General features: G+C 29.0%; 14 protein-coding genes. 2 read left to right on the forward strand and 12 right to left on the reverse strand.

What is annotated here, in order from left to right:
* Positions 1–5 precede the first annotated feature (5 nt).
* Positions 6–2486: an IgG-blocking virulence protein gene (locus CG473_RS03625; protein ID WP_133510005.1), complete on the reverse strand. Its 2481-nt coding sequence runs from the start codon at positions 2484–2486 to the stop codon at positions 6–8.
* A 246-nt stretch (positions 2487–2732) separates the two neighbouring features.
* Between CG473_RS03625 and CG473_RS03630 the strand changes: the two genes are divergently transcribed.
* On the forward strand, positions 2733–3188 hold the full coding sequence (locus CG473_RS03630; protein WP_094254955.1) for a hypothetical protein: 456 nt from the start codon (positions 2733–2735) through the stop codon (positions 3186–3188).
* Positions 3175–4002: a hypothetical protein gene (locus CG473_RS03635; RefSeq protein WP_094254956.1), complete on the forward strand. Its 828-nt coding sequence runs from the start codon at positions 3175–3177 to the stop codon at positions 4000–4002. The genes CG473_RS03630 and CG473_RS03635 overlap by 14 nt, the downstream gene beginning before the upstream one ends.
* 110 nt (positions 4003–4112) lie before the next feature.
* Here the strand turns inward: CG473_RS03635 and CG473_RS03640 are convergent, their stop codons facing one another.
* From CG473_RS03640 to CG473_RS03690, 11 genes are all read right to left on the reverse strand, one after another.
* Positions 4113–5723 carry a DUF31 family putative serine protease gene (locus CG473_RS03640; protein WP_094254957.1) on the reverse strand — a complete coding sequence of 537 codons (1611 nt, stop codon included), beginning with the start codon at positions 5721–5723 and terminating at the stop codon, positions 4113–4115.
* 12 nt (positions 5724–5735) lie between these two features.
* Positions 5736–8216 (reverse strand): IgG-blocking virulence protein, encoded by a 2481-nt coding sequence (locus CG473_RS04190; protein WP_133510006.1) that lies wholly within the window; start codon positions 8214–8216, stop codon positions 5736–5738.
* 184 nt (positions 8217–8400) lie between these two features.
* Positions 8401–10032, reverse strand: coding sequence for a DUF31 family putative serine protease (locus CG473_RS03650; protein WP_094254958.1), 1632 nt, complete (start codon positions 10030–10032; stop codon positions 8401–8403).
* Positions 10033–10045: 13 nt separating this feature from the next.
* Complete coding sequence (locus CG473_RS04275; protein ID WP_094254959.1) at positions 10046–12532, reverse strand: hypothetical protein; 2487 nt, start codon at positions 12530–12532, stop codon at positions 10046–10048.
* Between the two features lie 97 nt (positions 12533–12629).
* Positions 12630–14000 carry an MSC_0618 family F1-like ATPase beta subunit gene (locus tag CG473_RS03660; RefSeq protein WP_094254960.1) on the reverse strand — a complete coding sequence of 457 codons (1371 nt, stop codon included), beginning with the start codon at positions 13998–14000 and terminating at the stop codon, positions 12630–12632.
* Entirely contained in the window at positions 13990–15516 is a 1527-nt protein-coding gene (locus CG473_RS03665; protein ID WP_094254961.1) for an MSC_0619 family F1-like ATPase alpha subunit, read from the reverse strand. Before CG473_RS03665 ends, CG473_RS03660 begins: the two co-directional genes overlap by 11 nt.
* A 1-nt stretch (position 15517) precedes the next feature.
* The gene (locus CG473_RS03670) at positions 15518–17515 is read right to left on the reverse strand and encodes an MSC_0620 family F1-like ATPase-associated subunit (RefSeq protein ID WP_094254962.1); all 1998 of its coding nucleotides are present in this window, start codon (positions 17513–17515) and stop codon (positions 15518–15520) included.
* A 9-nt stretch (positions 17516–17524) separates the two neighbouring features.
* On the reverse strand, positions 17525–17956 hold the full coding sequence (locus CG473_RS03675; protein WP_094254963.1) for a hypothetical protein: 432 nt from the start codon (positions 17954–17956) through the stop codon (positions 17525–17527).
* Complete coding sequence (locus CG473_RS03680) at positions 17949–18827, reverse strand: MSC_0622 family F1-like ATPase gamma subunit (RefSeq protein WP_094254964.1); 879 nt, start codon at positions 18825–18827, stop codon at positions 17949–17951. Before CG473_RS03680 ends, CG473_RS03675 begins: the two co-directional genes overlap by 8 nt.
* A complete protein-coding gene (locus CG473_RS03685; RefSeq protein WP_094254965.1) occupies positions 18814–19323 on the reverse strand; it encodes an MSC_0623 family F1-like ATPase-associated protein in 510 nt (169 codons plus the stop codon). Before CG473_RS03685 ends, CG473_RS03680 begins: the two co-directional genes overlap by 14 nt.
* A gap of 2 nt (positions 19324–19325) precedes the next feature.
* Positions 19326–20774 (reverse strand): MSC_0624 family F1-like ATPase-associated membrane protein, encoded by a 1449-nt coding sequence (locus CG473_RS03690; protein ID WP_094254966.1) that lies wholly within the window; start codon positions 20772–20774, stop codon positions 19326–19328.
* Between the last annotated feature and the right edge of the window lie 138 nt (positions 20775–20912).

The raw sequence follows: 20912 nt of genomic DNA on the forward strand, positions 1-20912 counted from the left end.
TCTTTCTAGCCTGCAGAAACTTTGAAATCTGTCCCGGCAACTAATGTCTTGTCACCAATTTTAATTGTTCTAATTAAAGGCCCCCAAGTTGTATTTTTTACAATTTCTTCAGTAAATTGATTTGTAATTATTTCTTTTGTTCTTTTGTGAACAGTTGGCGTGAAATCTAAATGTCTTATATATTGTCAAGAAGCATTAGCTGTATTATTTATAGTTTGAATATCTGCACTAACACCTCTTTTTGAAGTTCCCACAACTTTTAATGTAATTCCGGTTTTACCACTAGTATTTTCATCTTCAGCTACTGCTGTATCTGCATAAAACATACCATAACTTGGAATACCAAATTCATACCTAACTTTATCGGAATTATCAATTTCTAAATTCGTGAAATCATAATACAATACACCATCTTCAACTTTTGAAAAAGTAACTTTTTCAAACTGTCTAAAATTGCTAATTTGCGGAATTCTAACATTGTTAAACTCTCACATATTGGCATCTCTAAAATCCCAATTTACTGGGTATCCGCCAGAACCTCCAAATGACCCTTGGAATTCTCTTCTATCTTTAGCAGTTACATATACATAACGCATTATGTCACTAACAGTATTTCTTGATTCAGGTTTTGAAACCGCCATTGTTAAGAAAATAGAATTATATTTATAATCATAAGCACCTGGATTAACTCTTTGGTATACTCTTGGGTCAATTCTTGTTAATGTAGAAATTCTTTCAACACTTGTGTTTTTATCATCAATTGCTCTGTTAGTATCAGTGTATAAATTAAGTTCTTTTAAAGTATTTGTTTTAGTATCGTAATTGCTATTTTTAATTAAAGCATGAATTGCTTTAGGGTCATTATAGTTATAAAACATTGTTAATGATTTAACCGTATTAGGCATATTTTCAACAACGTTTTCAAGTTTATCAATTGTTGATTTATTAATGTCTCTAATAGCTAACATTAAACCTGTTTCTCTTTCGTCTCAACTTGTATTTCTTTTCTTAATAATTGATGTAACTGTTGACATTAAGGTATTAATAGTCTTGCCATCTTTTAACAAATCAGATCTAAATAATTCAACTATATAACGGTGTTCTCTTGGGTTATCTGCATTTCTAAGGTTTTTATATTCAAATAACTTTGCAATTTTTTCGTATTCAGGAATTTCTATAGCTGTAGATTTAGAATAACCAGAACCGGTTGCTTCTCCTGGTCAAGCAGCAAAATCTAAATTCATGATTGAATCAAATGTTCTTTCTCAATTAGATTCAATACTTAAATATCGATTCATATTTCTTTTAGTTACATTAAATTGAACTTCATTAACAAAAGCAGCTCTAAGACTTCATGCACTACCTAAAGTCGCATCAATGTTCATAGTATTTGGAACTTGTCCTTTACCTAACTCTTCTAATTCTTTAGGTGTGAATTCAACTTTTGCTTTAACATCTTGAATTTTTGTCATACCATTAGGCTTGTGCTCTGCTAAATAAGCATTAATTCTGTCTCTAACTTGGATTTCCGTAGTTGTTAAAGTTTCACCTCTTGTTTCTTTAGCAGCGAGTTTGATAATATCATTTAATGAATTTCTAGTTGGTGGTACTACGGCATGTGGTAATTGAACATTTAAGTTTTCATTAAAATCTTCAAGCATCTCTTTTATGTCTTGGCCGTTGAAATTTAAAACTTTATTTCCTGTATAGCGTAATGAATTTTCTTTTAAACTATTAAGATCTTTCATGCTTACTGCTTCATCTAGAGTTGGTAAATTTTCTAAAGTAACACCATTTCTAATTAAAGTAGATAAAACAACAGCTGAATCTTGAGAACCTGCACTTAAAGCTTCATAATCAAATCTATCTTGCTGAGCTACATTTAAGTTTTTACCTAAACGTCTTGAATTTGTACCAACTCCACCACTTGTTTGAAAATCCTTGACTAAATCAGCTGATTCACCATTATCTTTAAGTCTTTTTAATAACTCAGCTGTTGTTGGCTTTACATTTTGAGTTCCTGAACCTATTGGCGTACTAGGTGCAGCCGGTTCTGGTTCTTTTTCAGCAACAGGCGGTTGTTCAACCGGAGGTGTTGGCGGAACCGGTACAGGCTCGGGTTCTGGTTCTTTTTCAGGTTCCGGAGCAGGCGGTTCCGGTTCGGGCTCAGGTTCAGGTTCTGGCTCCGGAGCAGGCGGTTCTTTTACTGGAGGTTCTTCTACCGGCGGAACTTCTTCTTCAGGAGGTGTCGGAACTTCTTCTTTAGGTTTTTCTTCTTCTTTTTTAGTTTTATTAGCCATAATTTCTTCATCAGTAAGAAATTTTTCGTGGTCCATTATTTTTGTTGGAGCAATCGTACTATATTCAACTCCGGTTACATCATTTCTTGAAAGTTTAACACCCATAATGGTTGCAGCAGTTATTGCACCTGAAGCTGCAACTACTAATGAACCGGTTAAAATAAGTAATTTTGTTTTTCTTGTCACATGACCTCCAATTTTGTCCATATGATACTACAATTGCATCAATTGACTCTTTTATAAATATCTAATTATATTTTAACATGACGAAGAAGTATTTGATTATTGTGCATGAAAACGGGCGAAATTAAAGGAAATGCATTGCAAATTTTAAGCCCCCATTGGTGGTCCGAACTCTAACAATAAATTTCAAAAGTTTTAGATTTTATAATCATTCAATAAACTTAAAAACTAAAAATATATAATATGGACATGGCAAAAATAATTTTTAAAAAACACACAACTTTTAGGTTATTAGATCTTTTAATTTTGCCTTCAAATGTTGGAATAATTGTTACAGTTTTTCCAAAAATTGTAGATTTTTTAAATGAATTGGTAAAAAGCAATATTTTAAATAAAAAAGTTTTTATACCTAATTCAATTGGTGTAAATTCGGTTGAATCTAATTTTAATATCTATTTGAAAAAATTGTCAATAGATTATGACCAAGATGAACTCATTTGAAAGACAGTTGCATATACATCTTCGAAATATAGTAACGTAGATAAAATAACCCATCATACATATTCGGGAGGTAGATATAGGTTTGTTGTTCGAAGAGATCAAATTTATAACCGAAAAGTAGAAGATTTTAATTTGTTTAGAAATAATCATGAAGTTGCTTTCACATATTTAGTTAGAGAATTAGGAACTGATGAAATTTATTAAAAAATTAAAATACATTATTATATCAACAATTTCGATCCCTTTACTTTCAATGGTGTCTTGTAATTTCGGGTACAATGACTGAGAGAATTTTCAAAAATGATGAGCTTATTCACAAGAACAAGAAAAAAAAGTATATCTTAATGAAGAATACACTATTGCTAATTATGGATATCCACATAATTTTTCACGTAACAAGGAATCAGTTGAAACCATTTTTGATAATATTTATGGCTTAGACTATACTGATATAGAACATTCAACTGAATTCGGAAAATTATATCAATCAAAAGACATAATTATTTCGAATTATGAAGAATTAAGGCAATTTGTTGAAAAACAAATAGCAATTTACAACACCGAAAGTAATTTTTCAGATCAAATTAAAAATGAAAATTTATTTGATTATTCAATCAAAAAAACAAATACTGAACAAGATCAAAAAATTAACTGAAATGATCTTTTCACAAAGCAAAACAATATAAGATTGTTAAATCTTCTTATTTGAAAATATGATGAGGATTTTTTTAGTGAGAATAATTTGATTTTAACTCAATTTAGTTTCGACAAAAAATTTAGAATAAACAAATATAAATATGATTTTTTTAGATATCAAAGTGCCTACTCAGGATATACACTTTATTTTGGATATATAAATGTCGACATCTCTGCTTCAGGTTGAATGAACAAACTAAATGACTATTATCAAAAAGAAAATAATGTCCAACTAAAAGATTTAATAAACGGATTTATATCACTAACTCAAGCTAAGAAAAGTGTAGTTGTAAATCGTTATAAGATTGATGGTTCAAACTAACGAAATGCTTTATTTCACAATAATAATCTTTAATTAAATTAATTTTTACCAGCTTCTATTATTTAAATTTAGTTAAATTTTTTATTTAAAATTCAAGTAAAAAAAAGTGCCTAAGCACTATTCTTTTGTGGTAATTTACCAAATAAAAATGATGTTTTTCCAGCAAATTGATCTTTTAATAAACTTGAAAATGATCTAGTCTGAGTTTTACCTCCACCATTTATTAAATCATATTCGTAGAAAACTCTTTTTCCTTGTGCGTTAAATACTTCTTTTGAAGTAAATGTTTCTAAAAGCCCTGTTTGACTTGTATTTTCACCACCTCATTGAATTCCTAAGGCATTAAAATTATTATCTATTGATAAAGACCCAGAAGCTCCTTTGAATAAATTAGACGCTTCAAAACCAATACCCACTCCAAAACGGTGATAGTAATCGCCTGCAAATCAAAAATCATTTGCAAAAGCGTACTTAATTCCAGATCTAGTTGATTCATCCAATGTCACTAATGCATTTCCATTTATATAAATTGAATCAAACACACCAGGTATTCTTTGACCGTAAGCATTAGTTACCATGTAACTGCGCACTAAATCAGAATATTTTGTACCTTTGTCAGAAATTACATCTCCTACTCTTTTGTTAATTGTTGGAGTTGCAGAATGACCGTCATAACCTAAGACATATGCTTGATCAAAAGAAGCGATTTCTTCACTTGTTTTATCTAAAACATTTGTTGTTGGAAATTTAATTTTAGGATTTTCATACTTAGTGGCAAAATTTCTAGTAACAAGTTTTGCTTCTTCTTCATCTTTAAATTGAATTTTTATAACCGCAAAATCTTTAGCATAATTTTTTACATTTTGGTAATCAAAAGTATCACTAAATGCATATGAACCTATCATAGGATTAAGCTGAATTGATTCACCTAAAAAATTATGAGCACTAAAAAACAGTTCTGGATAATTAGTTAAAGATACACTATCGTATCTGTCATTTAAATCTCTAAATCTAAATTGCAAACCATGTTCTTTAGCATATTTTGCGCCCTCGCTAAAATCCATATTAATAATTACGTGCAAATTTGTTCCGAAAAATCATGTTAATGGATATGTTCCATCATCAGGTTTTATATAATCCAATACTCAAGCTGTACCGGCTTCATATTGAAATTCATTTCTATCTTTTTGCTTCTGATTTCTATCAATTTCAACTTTAAATGAATAATCTTTTAAAGTTTCATATTGCTCATTTTTTACATCATTGTAACCTTCAGAATCAACTGTAATAAATTTAGCTGCATCACCAGTTTCGACTATACCCATACCATTGTAATTTGGTGTTGTGTAACTTTCAATTCTAGAACTAATAGCTTTTATATTAGATTCAAATGAAGGCTTACTTCTTTCTGTAACAAAATTATTATACGGATTAATGTTTGGATCGTTATCTCCAAAATCAGGCTCTATTGTATTGCTTGGTGGATTAGGATTTGTTCCTGGATTTCCAGGAGTAGGTGTATTATTAGCTCCAGTACCTGGATTTTCAGGTTTTGGTGTAGTAGGACTAGGTTCAGGACTAGGAACAACTGGGTTTGGATTCGATTCAGTTGGTGGTGTACTTATGTTTCCTAAATTGTTATCACATGACATAGCTATAAATATTGATGCTGCTGAAACAATCGGTAAAGCTGCTAAAAGTAATCGTTTTCGTATTTTCATAATAATACCTTTCTAAGAAGCTGAAACTGAAAAGTCAGTACCAGCAACTAAAGTTTTACCGTTAATTTTAATGGTTGTAATAAGCGGTGCTCATGTTGTTCTTCTTACAATATCTTCTGTAAAATCATTTGTAATTGTTTCGCCTGTTGATTTGTTAACAGTCGGTGTAAAATCTAAATGACGAATATATTGCCATGAAGCATTTGCAGTATTATTTATTGTTCTAATATCAGCAGCAACTCCTCTTTTTGAAGTTCCAACAACTTTAAGTGTAACTCCATTAGGATCAGTAGCTCATTCTGAACGATTATCTCTATCTGCAACAGCTGTATCTGCATAAAACATTCCGTAACTTGGAATTCCTATTTCATATCTTACTCTATCTGAATTATCAATTACTAAATTTCTAAAATCATAAAATAGAGTTTTATCTTTTATTTGAGAAAAAGTTACTTTTTCAAATTTACTAAAGTTACTTATAGAAGGAATGTTAACATTGTTAAATTCAAACATATTTGCGTCTCTAAAATCTCAATTAATTGGATAAGCCCCTGCTCCACCGAAGTAACCTTGAAATTCACGTCTGTCTTTAGCAGTTACATAAACGTAACGCATAGTATCACTAATAACGTTTCTTGGTTCAGGTTTTGAAATCGCCATTGTTAAGAAAATGGAATTATATTTATAATCATATGCTCCTGGATTAACTCTTTGATAAACCCTTGGATCAATTCTTGTTAAAGTTGAAATTCTTTCAACAGCTGTATTTTTATCATCAATATTTCTATCAGTGTCAGTATATAAATTAAGTTCTCTTAAAGTATTTGTTTTAGTATCAAAATTAGTATTTTTAATTAAAGCGTGAATACCTTTTGGATTATTACTGTTGTAAAACATAGTTAATGATTTAATTGTATTTGGCATAAATTCAACAACAGCTTCTACGTTTTTAACTGTTGATTGATTTATGTTTCTTATCGCTAGCATTAATCCAGTTTCATTTTTATTTCAACTGCTATTTTTACTTCTAACAATTTTTTCTACTTCGTTCATCAAGGTATTAATTGTTTTACCTTCTTTTAATAAATCAGACCTTAATAATTCAACAATATAACGATATTCTCTAGGATTGTTTTGATCACGTAAATTTTTATATTCATATAATCTTGCAATGTTTTCATATCCTGGAATTGGTATTGCTTCTGATTTGGAGTAACCAGAATTTGTTGCTTCGCCTTTTCAAGCTGCAAAATCTAGATTCATAATTGAATCAAATGTTCGTTCTCAATTTGATTCGATACTTAAATAACGATTCATATTTTGTTGTGTAGTTCTAAATAGAACATCATTAACAAAAGCAGATCTAGCACTTCAAACAGCACCTAAAGTCGCATCGATATTCATTGAAGAAGGAACTAGTCCTTTTTCTAAATCACTTATTTCATTAGCACTAAAAGATTCTTTTAATTTTACATCTTGAATTGAAGTCATTCCATTTGGTTTATGTTTTGCTAAGTAAGTGTTAATTCTATCTTTAATAATTTTTTCAATATTAGTTAGTTCTTGACCGTTTTTATCTTTATTAGCAAGAGCAACTACATCAGTTAAAGAATATCTAGTAGGAGAAACTGTATCTAAAGGAAGTTGAACATTTAAACTTTCATTAAATTCTTTAAGCATGTCATTTAAATCTTGACCATTAAAATTTAAAACTTTACTTCCAGTTCATCTTAATGAATTTTCTTTTAAACTATTAAGATCTTTCATACTTACAGCTTCATCTAAAGTTGGTAAATTATCTAAAGTTACACCATTTCTAATTAAAGTTGATAAAACAACAGCTGAATCTTGTGAACCAGCACTTAGTGATTCATAATCAAATTTATCTGGCTGAGATACTGATGAGTTTTTACCTAAACGTCTTGAGTTAGTACCAACTCCACCTTTAGTTACAAAATCTTTAGATAATTGTGCTGATTCACCATTATCTTTCAATCTTCTTAATAATTCTGCCGTTGTTGGTTTAACATTTTGAGTTCCTGAACCTATTGGCGTGCTTGGTGCAGCAGGTTCTGGTTCTTTTTCAGCTACAGGAGGTTCTTCAACAGGTGGTGTAGGAACAGGGGGAACAGGTTCGGGTTCCGGAGTAGGTTCGGGTTCAGGAGCAGGCGGCTCAGGCTCAGGTTCTTTTTCGGGTTCAGGCTCTGGCGCAACCGGTTCTTCTTCAATCACCGGAGTTTCTTCAACTGGCGGAGCAGGAGTTTCTTCAACTGGTTTTTCTTCTTCTTTTTTAGTTTTATTAGCTAAAATTTCTTCATCTGTAAGAGGCTTTTCATGGTCAATTATTTTTGTTGGAGCAATTGTGCTATATTCAACACCAGCTGTATCATTTCTTGATAATTTGACTCCTAAAATTGTTGCAGCAGTTATTGCACCTGAACCTGCTACTACTAATGAACTAGTCAAAATAAGTAATTTTGTTTTTCTTGTCATGTGATCTCCTGATTTTCGCCCAAATTATATTACAAATCTTAAAAAAATACCTTTAATTATCTAATTTTTAAACTAGCTAATTCGGAATGCGGTAAAAGATATCAATTAGACTTTTGAAAAAGTGACTAATTACAAACGTCAAAACACATTCCTAAATCATAAAATTTAAACAAAAAAATAGCACCTAAGCACTATTCTTTTCTGGTAATTTCCCGAATAAAAATGATGTTTTTCCGGCGAATTGATCTTTTAATAAACTTGAGAAAGAGCGAGTCTGCAATTTACCGCCACCGTTTATTAAATCATAATCATAAAATACTCTTTTTCCTTGGGCATTCAATACTTCTTTGGATGTAAAGGTTTCTAAAAGTCCAGTTTGACTTGTTCCTTCATTACCTCATTGAATTCCTAAAGCATTAAAGTTATTATCAATAGATAATGAACCTGAAGCTCCTTGAAATAGATTATCGGTTTCAAAACCAATACCCATTCCAAAACGGTGGTAGTAATCTCCTGCTAATCAAAAATCATTTGGAAAAGCATACTTTATGCCAGATGATGTAGGAGTATCTAATGTTGCCATCGCATTTCCATTTATGTAAATTGAATCATATACACCAGGTATTCTTTGGCCGTAAGCATTGGTAATCATATAACTACGCACTAAATCAGAATATTTTGAACCTTTATTTGATATTACATCACCTACACGTTTATTAATTGTAGGTGCTGCTGAAGTACCAGCATAACCAAGTACATATGCTTGATCGAAAGCGGCAATTTCCTCACTTGTTTTATCTAAAATGTTAGTTTTTGGAAATTGAATTTTTGGACTAGGATATTTTGTAGCAAAGCCTCTTGTTATATGTTTTGCTTCATTTTCATCTTTAAATTGCACTTTTATTACAGCAAAATCTTTAGCATAATTTTTTACATCTTTGTAATTAAACTGGTCTTCAAAATAATAATTTCCTATCATAGGATTAAGTTCAATTGAATCACCTAAAAAATTATGAGCGCTAAAAAATAATTCTGGATAGTTAGATAAAATAGCAGTATCAAGTGGATTTTCAATATCTCTAAATCTAAATTGTAATCCTAGTTTTTTGGCATTTTCTCCACCTTTACTAAAATCCATATTAATAATTACGTGCAAATTTGTTCCAAAGAATCAAGTTAATGGATATGAACCATCTTCAGGTTTTATGTAATCTAAAACTCAAGCAGTACCAGATTCATATTTAAATTGATCTCTTTCAGCTTGTTTTTCATTTCTATCAATTTCAACTTTAAATGAATAATCTTTTAAAGTTTCATATTGATCATTTTTTACATCTTTGTAACTTTCAGAATCAATTGTGATAAATTTAGCTGCATCACCTGTTTCTACTATACCTCTACCATTGTAATTTGGAGTTGTATATCTTTCGATTCTAGAATTTATTGCTGGAATGTCAGATTTAAATGTAGGTTCAGCTCTTTCGGTTACGAAACTATCATATGGATTTTCAGATGGATCATTGTCTCCAAAATCTGGATCGGTAGAATTTCCTGGTGTACCTGAATTTGCTCCGGGTTGACCAGGTTGCGGACTTGTATTTTGACTACCAGTATCTGGATTTGACGGTGTTGGATTAGTTGGAGTTGGTTCCGGTGTCGGAGTTGGTGTCGGTGTAACTGGCTGATTAGGGCTAGTTTCAATTGGTTCAATTGTTTCCGGTGTTAAATTGTTGCTACATGATACAGCTATTATTATAGATGCTGATGCAACAATTGGTAATGATGCTAGAAGTAATGTTCTTTTATTTATTTTCATTACAATCTCTTTTCTAAGCTGTAGCAACTTGGTAATCTGTACCAGCTTTTAATACTTTTCCATTTATTTTAATGGTTCTTATAACAACAGATCATGTTGTTGATTTGACAAGTTCTTCAGTAAATTTATTAGATATATCAGGGCTACCATTTTTCCCTTTAACAGGCTCTAAATTTAAATGACGAATATATTGTCATGATGCATTAGCTGTATTATTAATTGTAGTAATATCAGCTTGAACACCACGACTTGATGTGCCAATGACTTGTAATGTAATACCGTTTGGATCTTTTTCTCATGATTCAGCACCATCATCCATTTCTGCTACAGGTGTATTTGCATAAAACATACCATAATTAGGATTACCAACTTCAGCTCTTACTCTACCTGAATTATCAATTTTTAAATTTGTAAAGTCATATAAAAGCGTTTTACTACCTGATGGTATAGCAGAAAAAGTAACTTTTTCAAATTGACTAAAATTACTAATTGGTGGTATTGTAACATTATTAAATTCCCACATGTTAGCATCTCTAAAATCTCATTTTAGTGGATAAGCTCCAGAACCACCCATTGACCCTTGGAATTCTCGTCTGTCTTTTGCAGTTACATATACATAACGCATTATTTCGCTAACAGTATTTCTTGATTCTGGTTTTGAAACTGCCATTGTTAAAAATATTGAATTATATTTGTAATCATAAGCACCTGGATTAACTCTTTGGTAAACTCTTGGATCAATTCTAGTTAATGATGAAATTCTTTCAACAGCGGTATTTTTATCATCAATATTTCGATCAGTATCTGTATAAAGATTCAATTCTCTTAATGTATTGTTTCTTGTATCATAACTATTGTTTTTAATTAAAGCATGAATTGCTTTTGGATCATTACTGTTATAGAACATTGTTAAAGACTTAATAGTATTTGGCATGTATTGAACAACATTTTCAACAAAATCAACAGTTTTTGGATTTATGTTTCTAATAGCTAACATTAATCCAGTTTCGTTTCTGCTTCAACTACTATTTCTATTTTTAACAATTTCTTCAACTTTTCCAATTAATGTATTAATTGTTTTACCATTAGTTAATTTATCTGAACGAATTAATTCAACAATATAACGATATTCTCTTGGGTTATTTGCATCACGGAGACTTTTGTATTCATATAATTTTGCAATTTCTTCATAACCCGGTATTGTTATAGCTTCTGATTTAGAATAACCAGAATTTGTTGCTTCACCTTTTCAAGCTGCAAAATCTAAATTCATGATTGAATCAAACGTTCTTTCTCAATTTGATTCAATACTTAAGTAACGATTCATGTTTTGTTGTGTTGTTCTAAATTGAACATCATTAACAAAAGCTGCTCTAGCACTTCAAACAGCACCTAGAGTTCCATCAATATTCATTGTTGAAGGAACTAACCCCTTTTCTAATTCACTTAATTCTCATGGTGTAAAACTAGTTTTTAATTTTACATCTTGAATTTTTGTCATACCATTAGGTTTATGTTTTTCTAAATAAGTATTAATTCTTTCTTTAATTATTTTCTCAATATAAGTTAATTCTTGATTTGCAGTATCTTTTTTAGCAAGAGCTACTACATCATTTAAAGAATACCTTGTTGGAGAAACTTCGTTTTGCGGAAGTTGAACGTTTAAACTATCATTAAAATCTTTAAGCATCTCTTCAAGATCTTTACCTTCAAAATTTAATACTTTATTACCAGTTCAACGTAATGAATTTTCTTTTAAACTGTTAAGATCTTTCATGCTTACAGCTTCTTCTAATTTAGGTAAATTATCTAAAGTTACACCATTTCTAATTAAAGCAGATAAAACAACAGCTGAATCTTGTGAACCAGCACTTAGTGATTCGTAATCGAATTTATCTGGCTGAGATACCGAAGAGTTTTTACCTAGACGTCTAGAATTAGTACCAACCCCACCTACTGTGGTAAAACCTTTAGCTAATTCTGCTGATTCACCATTATCTTTTAACATTTTTAGTAATTCAGCTGTTGTTGGTTTAACGTTTTGAGCACCTGAACCAATTGGCGTACTAGGTGCAGCCGGTTCTGGTTCTTTTTCAACTACAGGTGGTTGTTCTTTAGGTGGTTCAGGAACCGGTATTGGCTCTGGTTCTGGCTCTTTTTCAGGCTCCGGAGCAGGTGGTTCTGGTTCTGGTTCGGGTTCCGGAGCAGGCGGTTCTACAACCGGCTCTTCTTCAACAACAGGAGTTTCTTCAACTGGTGGAGTAGGAACTTCTTCTTTAGGTTTTTCTTCTTCTTTTTTAGTTTTATTAGCAAGAATCTCTTCATCTGTAAGAGGCTTTTCATGTTCGATTATTTTTGTTGGAGCAATTGTGCTGTATTCGACACCAGCTGTATCATTTCTAGAAAGTCTGACTCCTAAAATTGTTGCAGCGGTAATTGCACCTGAACCTGCTACGACTAATGAACCTGTCAAAATTAGTAATTTTGTTTTTCTTCTCATTTGGCCTCCTATTTTTCGCCCGTATTATATTACATTTAGAAAAATATTGATTTTTATTTATTTAAATCAAAAAATCAGCATTTTTGTAATTTGGTAACTATTTTGTTGCTAAATCTCTTGTAGTTCCAATAAAACTGAATTTTTCTGGGTGAACACCTAAGTATTTACCATTGATAATTTCAATAACTGAATTTACAGTATCTTCTAAAGTTACGTATACACCAGCTTGTTTAGTGTAGTTTTGTGCAACGAAAAATCTTTGAGTGAAAAAGTTTTGTAACTGAAGTGCTTTTTCAACAATAATTTGACTTTCTTTATCAAGTTCTTGAATACCTAAAATCAAAATAACATCTTCAAGTTCTTTATATTTTTGTAATATTGCTTTTGCTTCTAAAATAGCTTGGAAATGTTTTTCTCCAATAATTTGTGGATTAACGCTATTAGAATTACTTGAAAGTGGATCAAAAGCAGGATATAAGTTTTTAGCAACTTGTTCTCTTGATAAAACTAGTGTTCCATCTAAGTGATCAAATAAAGCAACGGCAGCAGGATCAGATAAATCATCCATTGGTAAAAATACTGTTTGAAATGAAGTTATAGCATTATTTTGACTAGCATGCAATCTATCTTGAACTTCAGCTACATCTGTAGATAAAGTTGATTGGTAACCACCTAAAGATGGCTTTTTACCTAATGAAGATGAAATTTCATTTGCTCCTTGTAAGAAACGATAGATGTTATCGATAAATACAAAAACATCTTCTTTTTCATAATCTCTAAGATATTCAGCAGCACTAATTCCCATTGGCACTATATTCATTCTTGCTCCAGGACTTTCGTTCATTTGAGCAACGAACATAGTTGTATTTTTCATAAGGTTAGATTCTCTTAATTCTTCATATAATTCTAGACCTTCACGTGAACGTTCACCTGAACCAATAAAAATTGAACTAGTTTTTGTTTTACCTTTATTAGAGTTAAAAATTATTTCCTTCATTAAAACTGTTTTACCAACTCCGGCACCACCAAGAATACCTAATTTGTGTCCTTTAATGATTGGGATAAAAAAGTCTATAACTTTAATACCAGTTTCCATAATTTGATTATGTGGTTTAACTGACTTAGGTCTTTTTGCTAGTGAATTCATTTCGATAAATTTTGAATCAGGTAATTTTCCAGTATTGATTTCATTACCACGAATATCAAAAACTTTATTTTTAGCATTTTGACCTACTGGTACTAAAATACTTCTTTTAGTATTTTCGAATACATCACCAATTCTAATTTCAACTTCTGCATCAATTACAATAGCTAAAATGTGGTCATTTGAAATTATTTTTTTCAATTGCAAAATATTTGAATTAACTTTTGATCTGAAAATATTATCAATTTTCAAACTAACCTGGTCTTGCAGATCCAATTCCAATTCAACTACGTTTGTTAAAACGTTTATAACTCTACTTGCCATTTTCCACTTCCTTTAACAATTGTGAAAATACTGTTTCACTCATTGGGATAAATTCAAGATCTTGCTTGACTAAATCAATTTCATTTTTGCTTAATAAATATCTATTTACAACACTTGCAAAATAATTTCTTGCTAAGTCCTCGTTAAAATTAATATTTTTTAAATAGCTTTCAAAAATATTTGAAGCCATTGGATCTTTTTTAATAAATAACGAAATTAGTTTTTTAATATTTTCAGATAAAGGTCCGCTTTTCAAGATACCTCAACTAATAATTTTGCTACTTAAAAGTAAAAATTCATTTGAATAAGAACCGTAATTTTTCTGAATCAATAATTTTTCAATTTCATTACCTTTAAATATTAATTCACTAATTTCTGGGTTTAATTCATAATCCAAATTAGCTAATTTAGTTTGTTTTTTGTAAGCTAAATAAATTTTAGATAAATCAGCAGAAATGTTAACCATGAAAGGTTTTTGAACTGATGAACCAGTTCTTGAAACAGATAAATCAAAATTAATAGCTGGCATTTTACCTTGAGCAAATAAATCACTATCTAAAACTAATTGACCGTCAGTGATAGAAATTATGTTTGAAGCAATTAATGAAGTTAAATCATTATTAATAATTTTTACAATTGGTAAACATGTTATTGAAAAACCATTTTTAAACTTCCCACTTTTTTCTAGTAATCTTGAATGTAGATAAAATACATCACCAGGGAAAGCTTCTTTTCCAATAGGTTTATCAATTAATAAAGATATTTCTCTAAATATATTTGCGTGAGTTGTAAGATCATCAAAGACAATTAAAACATTATGTTTACTTGCTAAGTTTTCAGCATGTGCCATTGCAATATATGGTGCTAAAAACTGCTGGAATGGACTTGTTGCTGGTGCATCTAAAATTATTGTATTTTTTAGTGCATTGTTGATTTTTAATGTCTCATAAATCATTGCTAAGTTTTCTCGCTTTTGACCTACTGAAACATAAATACATTTTGTGTCTTTATCTCGCTGATTAATAATTGTATTTAAAGCAATGTGGGTTTTTCCTGTTTTTCTATTTCCGATTATTAACTGTCTTTGACCTAATCCAATTGGTGTAAATAAATCGATTCCTAAAAATCCAGTTTGTAATTGTTCATTTAAACCTGTACGCTGCATCATATTTCTAGGCTTGGTATAAATGTTAGATTTTTGCGGAATGTATGTAGTAAAACTTTTTGGTTGTGGCAATACAACTTGATTAAATATGTTGATTACATTTCCAAAAAATTCATTGGATGTAATTACATTTGACATCGCATTATTTTCAATTACTTCATCACCAATTTTTCATTCTTCTTTTGATTGATCAATTAATAAATAAGCTACATTGTTTTGGGCCGTTATTAAGTATGCACTTGCATTAGGTCTACCTTTTATCTGGAAGAATTGTCCTTCGTGAAAACCATAAGAACCTCTTATTTTTACTATGTAATCTATAATTGATTCAACTACTAATTTCTTTATCATATTATTTCTTTCTCTTTAAAATTATTCCTAAACCTATTGCTGATAACAAGGTTAATGCTGCAGCTCCTACTGCTGCAGATGCAGCTATAGCTACTGTATTTGTATCTTGTGACAATACGGCATTATTTTTATCTAATGAATCTTGAATTTTTGTTACTGCAGCTTGATCGGTGCTTTCTTTTTTTAACAAATCAATTAATTCTAATATCGGTTTAGAAACTACATTTGTATTAATACTATATTGAAGATATTTTTGAAAAGGATCTTCAGGATCTTGATTTGGTGAGTATGTAATTTCTTTAATTAATGTTGCTTGCAAATTCAAATATGTTAATGCTTGTTGCAATGAATTTAAGTCAATTCCTAATGCTTGGATTTTTGCAATACTTTCTTCATTTAAATTTTTAACAAAGTTATTTACTGTGTCAATTTTGTCTCCGTTTATCGAAGATATATAACCTATAAATGATTCATCATTAATCGTACTATTTTGTATATATTTATAAAACAGTGTTCTTAATTCGTTTCCAAATGATCTAATATTTTCGTTTGTATAAGCTAGTTTAGAATATTTAACAATTAAGTCTTCTTTAGCTTTTAAATATGATTCTGAAAAAATCATCTTTGTTAATCCAAATAGACTATTGTAAATTTTTGCAATACCTTTTGTTGAAAAACCTTCTATTTTTGATAAATCAAAATTATCATTAACTGTAAAGGAATTTTGAATTTTATTGAACTCAGATAAAATTATTCGATAACTATTAAATCTATATACAGTTAATAAATCAGGTGTAATACTAGAAAGGTTAGGGACAATCGCTCTATAATCGCGTGAATTACTTTTTAATAAATTGTCAGTTAAAGTTATATTTACACTAGCTCTATTTTGGTCATCTAAAATAACACTATTTACTTTGTTAGAAAACCTTTTATTAATAGGGTTATCGAAAAACAATGCTGAATCTTTATTTACTTGATCTAATGAATTATATTTTGTAACAAATTCAGTTGGTGATAAATTTGAATAACTATGATGTGAATATGGAGCAAGACTCGGGATATCCCTGATTTCAAAATCACTTGTGATTTCAATGCCTGGTGTATCAGGAGCTGTAAAATCTACTTTTTCTTCAATTGGTATAATAATTGGAGGTGTATCTTCCCGGTTTTGATTTTTCAGGTTTTGTTGAATATCAAAATCTAAAAATCTTGGTTTAATTTTGCTAATAATGTAATCATCTCAAGTAGTTATACCTTCAATATTTTTAGGATCTGAACCTATGAACACAGTTTGACCATCAACTATTTTTCGTTCTAGTGTAAATTGAGTTCCAAATTTAGGTTGATCTTCTTCATTAAATAAAAGTCGCAATGCTTCTTTATCTAAATCCGATTTGTAATTTTTTCATAACGCTTCATATTTTTCGGCATCTAAAGTATTTAAGTAATTAAGGTTTGCTGTTTTGCTTTCTTTTGGCAATACTTTGTCATAACTACTATTTTCGGTATTACCTCATGAAAAACCTTCTAATTTATTATTGTTATAATCTAGTGCACCAATATTTAATTGAAGATTTTCGGCAAATAATAACGGATATACAATTGTGAATCCGTATTTTTGTGGATCACTTTTTATATTAGTTAAATTATCTTGTAAAAAAGCTTGTAACTTAGAATAGTAAAATTGTCCAGCTATTTTCTTTTCAACTTCAAGTTCTTCATTATTTTCAATTTTGTTTATTTCTGTACTTAAAATTGCAACAATTCTACCAACAATTTCTTCAATCGCAATAGGAATGTTACGATCAATAAATTCCTTATTTTTTGCCATTTCTCTAGCATTAATCGGATCTGGTTTTGGAGGTGTAGTTACTTCTTCTTGTTTTTGAATTTGATTAACAACACTTGTGTTAGGAATTGTTGACATGCTTGCAGTTGCCAACAATCCAGCACCTATTAACATTGAGCTAAAAATAAATAATTTTTTTGCTTTCATCATTTCTCCTTATATAAGTCGATATTTCAATTGCAATTGTTTTAAAAGCAATTGAGACCTAATTTCCTTTTCGGATAGATAACTATTATCTTTAGATTCAATGATTTTAAGTTTTAATAAATCAATTTCATGTACCAACTTTTTGACAAATTCATTGTTTCCAAAAGCTACCTTGTCTTCTTTTAGATTTATAAACTTTTCACTTGTAATAATTTGAAAAGAATTTTGTGATGAAATTCCGATACCGCTATTTACATAAATATATTTAGTCTTACTTTTTGTACTTATTTGAAGAAGTTTATTATTAAAATCAAAAACTGCATTTTCAGTTACATTCACAAATTTTTCTTCTTCTGCAGAATAATATTTTATGCTGGCTTCAGATTCTATTTCAATTTTTTGACTATTTCCAATGATTTGCAAAGTATAACGATTATTCATAATTAGTTTCTTTCTTGTTTCCTTCAGAAATTAAATTAATTTCTTCAATTTGATCATTCTGAATTTGTTTCCGCAATGCTATTTTCATTAACAATTGTTTTTCATCTATTTGCTTGATTTTTGAATTTTCATCAATTAGTTTATTTTTTCATTTCAAAAATGATGATTCTAATATTGCAAAATTTATAAAACTTATTAAATAAGAAAAAATAAGTGATTCCATATCAAATTTATCTAAAACAAAATCTGTTGTATCTATTTTGTTTAAGTTATTTTGATTGTATTTTTTAGCAAACAAATTACTGGTAAGTGGAAAAACTTTGATATTGAAATTTTGAAATTTATTACTATTTACAACAAATATAACTTCTTCTAGTTGATCAGATTTGATTAATTCAATTATTTTATTAGCTAATTCACTCTTATGTTTTATATCATCTAGATTTTGATAAGAAGATAAAATATTAAATGAAGTTTTTTCGAAAAATTTTTGCGCATCAACTCCAACTGGTATATAAAGATTAGATTCATTGTGATTTTCGATAATAAAATTATCTGTATTTTTATAATAATTTTCTGTATATTTTTGTGAATCAGTAAAATAGACAAAAAGCTTTTTAGAGTAATTACCAGCTATTTTATTAGGTATGTTTAGTACTTCGTTTTTGCTTATATAAAATTTACCTAAATTACTAAATTTTCTTGAATGTAATGTAATGATATCCAAATGATTGTCTAAGCCATACATGATGTACGAAATTCTTTTTTGTAAATTGTTAATTTGTATCAATGAAACACTTCGTTTTAATTCAAGTATTTTTTTAAGCTTAATGTAGTTTTTAATTTTTAATTCTATTTTATTTTTTTGCATTATCGCTCTGTGTATTTAGAATTTCGTTTGCAAAATTAATTTTTAATGAACCTGTTTGATCTTTATGTATAGAGATACCAGGAACAACTTCAACAACACTTTTTTCATTTACTGATTTAGTAATTAGTTTGTTTAGTGTAACTAAAAAGTTTCTTAGTGATTCCGTAGATGATGTTGATAAATTCAATGTACTAATATTTGAAGATTCCTTACTATCTAGTGTTGGTATTAGTTTAGTTAGACTAAATCTTAAATTTTTTGTTCACGTAATGATAAATGAAGCAAATTTAATTTGAGATTTTAATTTAATCGATTCTTCAATTTTTTGTCGAAACTCTGAAATTATTTTCGACTGTGGAGGTGTATTAGTGTACAACATTGTTGAACCCAATAACATTTCAAAATTTACAAAATTTGGTTCTTTCTTTATCTTATCGAAGTCATTATGCTTCATTAATTTCTCGTTTACAGTTGTTATTTTTTTAGATTCTTTCATTTTTAAACTCCTTTATTTTTACTTGCGTAAGTTACTTTCTTCATACGTTTGTTTGTTACGTTTATTCTTTCTCAAACAATTCGAAGGCTTGGTATAAAGAATAAAGTTAAACTTGCTATTGATAATTGAACAGTCAAATTAATTGATAAATTTTCTGAAGATAGCAATCTACCAATATCAAATATTTGAGTTCTTATAATTAATCCAATCACCAACACGATTAAACCAAAAACTTTAATTGATAATGATGCTAAATCTAATAAAGATAAATTTTCCTTTGATGTAAATTTAAATATCAATAACATAAATAAAGCTGTCAATATATTTACGGCAAGAATTTTAAAGTTTGCTGAATCATTTTCGGGACTCACAATAATTAAAATAAAAAATGCAAATTGAGCGATAAGTAAACTTATATTTAAAATGTATTTCTTTTTAATTAGTGTTTTATTTCTTAGAAAATAATTCGTTAATACATATGCAATTAAAAACAGTAAAAATAATGGGATTGCAATATACAGTTTTAATAAATTAAATTCCACTATCCTTATAAAATTTGGGTTTATAAAATTATTTGATACTTTTAACAATACTCCAATTGATAATGCAATTACTATAAAGATACTAGTTATTAAAATATATTTTTTATCACTATGATCATAGTTTTTAACTGTTGAATAAAGGATTTTATTCAGGCTACTTAAAGCTATTAATGCAAGTGAAATAATTGTTGCAAAAAATATTATTACAATACTAATATCTGAAATTGGTTGAACAAATAATCCACTTACTAAATTTCACAATGAGTTATTTTCTAAGTCTTGATTATTTGTATTTTCTAAAGTAAATATACCTATTAAAACAAAGAACAAAATTCACCCAATTAATTTAGATATATTAGAAACTCAATTAATTAAGTAGTGCGATTTAGGAATATGTTTTCTGGCACTAATTGTTTCTTTAATATTTAAGAAAAAGATGATTCCTAATGATGGTAAAAATAATAATGAAATTAAAAATAAATTTAAATAGTTAATTTCAATATTAATAAAAAATAAAATCATTATCCCTAAAGAAGTCAGTAATAATGGCACTACTCAAAACAATGTCTTGACATAGCCAAAATTAATTTTTTTAGGAATAATAATTAGTGTTAAATTGGTTGCAAATAATGCTGCTAGTAATATTGTTGACTTAATAATAATCAATACATTTACATAATATGTATTAATCGAATTAAATAGAAGAACATTGTCCTGGCCTACAATTGAATTTTTAAAAAAATACTCTAGAGGATTTATACTAATAAGAAGCACAAAAATAAATAAATTTATACCTACAAAAAGCCTTACGAATTTCTTTACTAATTCAGTTTTTGATTTCGGCAAGCTCACGCTTAAAAAATCATAATATTTTTTTTTGATATTAATTTTTGTTAGTTTTGATGTCATAAAACAACCTTTCAAAATTACTAACATATTTTACTACTTTTGCATTAAAACGGGAGCTAAAAAAAATTAACGGTCTTAGCAGAAAGGACCGTTTTTATTATGAAAAAAATGGAAAGCAATTTGATCGAATTAGTCGAT

Source organism: Mycoplasma testudineum (assembly GCF_002245785.1).
Taxonomy (GTDB): domain Bacteria; phylum Bacillota_I; class Bacilli_A; order Mycoplasmatales; family Metamycoplasmataceae; genus Mycoplasmopsis_B; species Mycoplasmopsis_B testudinea.